The organism is Mesorhizobium sp. M4A.F.Ca.ET.050.02.1.1, from assembly GCF_003997725.1.
GTDB lineage: Bacteria > Pseudomonadota > Alphaproteobacteria > Rhizobiales > Rhizobiaceae > Mesorhizobium.
The window spans coordinates 1-3,567 of the sequence record NZ_RZSG01000630.1; the positions used below are offsets into that span (position 1 = coordinate 1).

Consider the following 3,567-nt stretch of genomic DNA (forward strand, 5'->3'; position numbering starts at 1 on the left):
CGACCATGCCGTAGGCGACGAAATCGGCATTGAGGTCGCCGGCCTCGGCGGTGGCCGCCTGCCTGTCGCTGTTGCCGGTTTCCGACCAGAAGACGATGCCGACCCTGAGCTTTGGCCTGCGGCGCTTCAGCCGCCGCACCAGAAAGCGCGCATGCTTGACGGAATCCCGGTTGAGGAAGCCGATGACGACCGTGTCGATCCCGTCGAGTTCGAGATGGCGCACACCGCCGGGCTCGATATCGGTGAAGCCCGCCTTCGTCACCGCGGCGCCCTGCACTTCCAGCACCTGCGCCAGCATGGCGGCCGCCGCATCGTCGAGTTCGTCGCGCCCGCCAGCGCATAGAACCGCAATGCCGGTTCCATCCGGCAGGTTCACCTCTTCAACCTCCTCGGCTTCCTTGTCCTCGCCAGGCCTGCGCTCGGACGCCTTGCGTTCGCCGGCCTTATCGTCGCCCGAGCCGGCGGCTTCCGGCTCGACCTCTTCCTCTTCGGCTTCCTGCTGGGCACTGTCGTCGAGGTTCGCCACCAGGGCCTCGGCGCTGCCGGCCACCAGGCGCCGCTGCTCATCGTCGAGGACGCCGCGCATGCGGTCGTGCTCGCCGAGCAACAAAGCAGGGATAGCCACCTTGTCGTAGAACTCGAACAGATATTTGTCTTCCAGGTATTCCTCGGCGTGGTCGGTCGCCTCGTCCGGATCGCCGGCCAGCAGCCGCTGGTAGAGCCGGGCGTGCGGCTCCAGCACCGGCTCGTTGCCGAACAGCACGTCGAGGAATTCGAATTGCGGCACATGGCGGCCGAGCACGACCAGGCAGACGGTGAGCGGCGTCGACAGGACCAGGCCAAGGGGGCCCCAGAGCCAGGTCCAGAAGATCGCCGCGACGATGATGGCGAGTGGCGACAGGCCGGTGCGCGAGCCGTAGAGCCAGGGTTCGATCACATTGCCGGTGATCAGCTCCATCACGATGAACAGGGCCGCCGTCCACAAGAGCAGCGCCCAGCCGGGTGCCACGGCCAGCGCCAGGAACAGCGGCAACAGCGCGCCGATAATCGGGCCGATATAGGGGACGAAGCGCAGCGCCAACGCGAGCATCCCCCACAACAGCGCATTGGGGATGCCCAGCACCCAAAGTCCGATGGTGATCGGCACGGCGTAGACGATGTTGACCACCAACTGCATCAAAAGATACTGGCCAACCCGCTTGCCGGCATCCTGCAGCGCCTGCGTGGTGCGGTGAAGATCGCCATAGCCGACCAGGCGGATGAAGCGGTCGCGCAGATCCTCGCGCTCCATCAGCATGAATATGACCACGACGATGACCAGGCCGGCCGAGGCGAGCGGGCTGAGCAGCGGCGCGATCAGGTTCTGCAGCACCTGTAGCGGCTTTTCATGCGCGACGATCTCGACCGGGATCGGATCGCGCTTCGGCGTCTCGGCCGCCGATGGCAGTTGCGGCTCCTGGCGCTCGATCTCCTGGCCGACGCGCTCGATCACCCCGCTCAGCCTGGCGATGATGCCGCCGCCGAGGCCGCTTTCCTTCAGCGCGCGGATCTTGGTCAGGATATTGATCTGATAGACGGGGATGTTCTGGGCGAGATCGCTGACCTGCGTGGCGACGACGAAGGAGAACAGGGCAAGGGCGGCGAAGGCGCCGAGCACGCTGGCGACGACGGCGGGCAGGCGGGGAACCCCTGCGCGCTTGAGCGAGGCGACGACCGGCGCGATGGCGAAAGTGAGCAGCAGCGCGACGGCGATCGGCAGGAAAACCTCGCGACCGAAATAGAGCGCCGCGACCGTCGTCACCACGGTGGCGACCGTCGGCAGCACCGTGCGCGGATGGCCCCGCGATGCAGCAAGCAGACTTGCCAGTCCCGGCTCCGACGCTCGCATGCCGTTCCGACGATTCACCTGATGCCTCCGCCGTGCCAATGGCCATGATCGGCCATATTTAGCCGGCAGGCAACGCGCTCGCCCACCGCCCGGTTCCGATGGGCGGCGGCAAAGCCGCCGATCTCCTCGCTTGTGGGGGAGATCAGCAGCTTTTGCGCTCTGTCACTTAACCGGGATCATCAGATGGGCGTAGGGCGTGCCCGGCCACATCACATAGGGCTTCGAAGTGTCAGGCTTGGGGTCGGACGGATAGCCCTTCATGACGTCCATGGCATTGACGATCATCACATGCGGGCCGGTCTCTATCCAATTGTTGCCTTCAGTGGGCGCAGTCGCATAGGGGTCGGTGTTGCTGCCGTCGGTGCCACCGGACAGCATGTACATGAAGCCGACCTTGCCCTTGGGCGGATCCTTCTTCTCGACCCACGCCATCGCCCATTCCATCGCGTTTGCATCGCCGCACATCGGGTCCGGGCCGGGCGAAGCCGGGTTGTCCGGCATGCACCAGAAGCCGTTCTTGCCCTCGCGCACCGTGCGCATGGTGCCCTTGTCATCCATGGCGTAGATTGCGGCACCGCTCGCCACGGCGGCGGGCGCGGCGGACTCGGCGCTCTTGATCAGCGCAGCATCGTCGGCGGCTGCGCCTTGCATCGCAATCAAACTGCTCGCTGCCAATAGCGCAGCGACCGTCAGAAGCCGTTTCATGGCCGTTCTCCGGTTCGAGTTGATCTGTTGTGCATGATGTCGGACGCACGGCGCTCCCAGCGCCGTTTGTCGGTGATCAAATGCTAGCAGATCGCACGTTTCCGGACAACGATACTTTAGCGCTCCCTAACATTCGGTGAGTTGGGTCGTGGCTCCCGGCGCCGGCCCAGGCGGTGCTTTCGCGTGCCCGCCGGCGCGGCCGCCTCAGCCCACCCTGACGACAAAATGCTTGGTCACCGGCTCGATGATCTTCCAGGTTCCCTTGAATTCGGCTTCGATCACGAAGGCATCGCCCGGCCCGACCTCGACCGGGGTTCCGCCGTCGGGCGTGATGATGATGCGGCCGGCGATCATGTGCACGAACTCGTAGTCGGTGTAGGTGGCATGGTAGGTGCCGGGCGAGGCCCGCCAGGTGCCCGAAATCACCTTGCCATCGGCGGTGGTGTGCTGCACGGCGGTCTGCATGGTCGGCCTGCCCTCGACCACGACCCAGCCCGGCAGGTCGCCGGCCTCTGCATGCTCGATGGCGCCGAATTTGAGGATGGTGTCGGTCATGTTGAGCTCCCATTTCGGCCGATATTGGCTGAGCGGGAATAGCCGATGCGCGAGGCACGGGCAACGCGAAGGCCGACCGCGAATGTCGGAGATTGGCGAAAGCGCCCTTGCCTTCTCCCCCTGTGGGAGAACGTGGATCAGCGCGCAGCGCCGAGACGGATGAAGGGTGTTCCAGCTTGGCGCAGCTTACCCCATCACCCGGATTGCCAACCGGATTTGTGAAGATCCCACAAGGGGGAGGTAAGAGGCGCCCCCTCCCCTTATGTTGCACTGCGTTAAATATGTTGCATTGCGATATCGGCGCTCAGGGGCGAGTCTGTTCCTGGGTGGGCTGCCAACGACCAGTACGAGGCGTCGTCTTGACAGCACAGTTCCCGGCCTCGGCTTCGTTCCGGCCCGACATAGAAGGCCAGCGCCTG

At 65.2% G+C, this 3,567-nt stretch carries 3 protein-coding genes; all 3 read right to left on the minus strand.

The window, feature by feature from the left end; genetic code table 11:
* On the minus strand, window positions 1–1,888 hold a 1,888-nt coding region (locus tag EOA33_RS28285; RefSeq protein WP_145989321.1), incomplete at its 3' end, for an AI-2E family transporter.
* Between the two features lie 162 nt (window positions 1,889–2,050).
* Window positions 2,051–2,593 carry a hypothetical protein gene (locus tag EOA33_RS28290; RefSeq protein WP_127400134.1) on the minus strand — a complete coding sequence of 181 codons (543 nt, stop codon included), beginning with the start codon at window positions 2,591–2,593 and terminating at the stop codon, window positions 2,051–2,053.
* Between the two features lie 204 nt (window positions 2,594–2,797).
* Complete coding sequence (locus EOA33_RS28295; RefSeq protein ID WP_127407139.1) at window positions 2,798–3,148, minus strand: cupin domain-containing protein; 351 nt, start codon at window positions 3,146–3,148, stop codon at window positions 2,798–2,800.
* Window positions 3,149–3,567: the final 419 nt, after the last annotated feature.

Bases quoted from the DNA above. Each gene is read 5' to 3' on its own strand.
- EOA33_RS28290 (WP_127400134.1), bottom strand. From the start codon at position 2,593: ATGAAACGGCTTCTGACGGTCGCTGCGCTATTGGCAGCGAGCAGTTTG.
- EOA33_RS28295 (WP_127407139.1), bottom strand. From the start codon at position 3,148: ATGACCGACACCATCCTCAAATTCGGCGCCATCGAGCATGCAGAGGCC.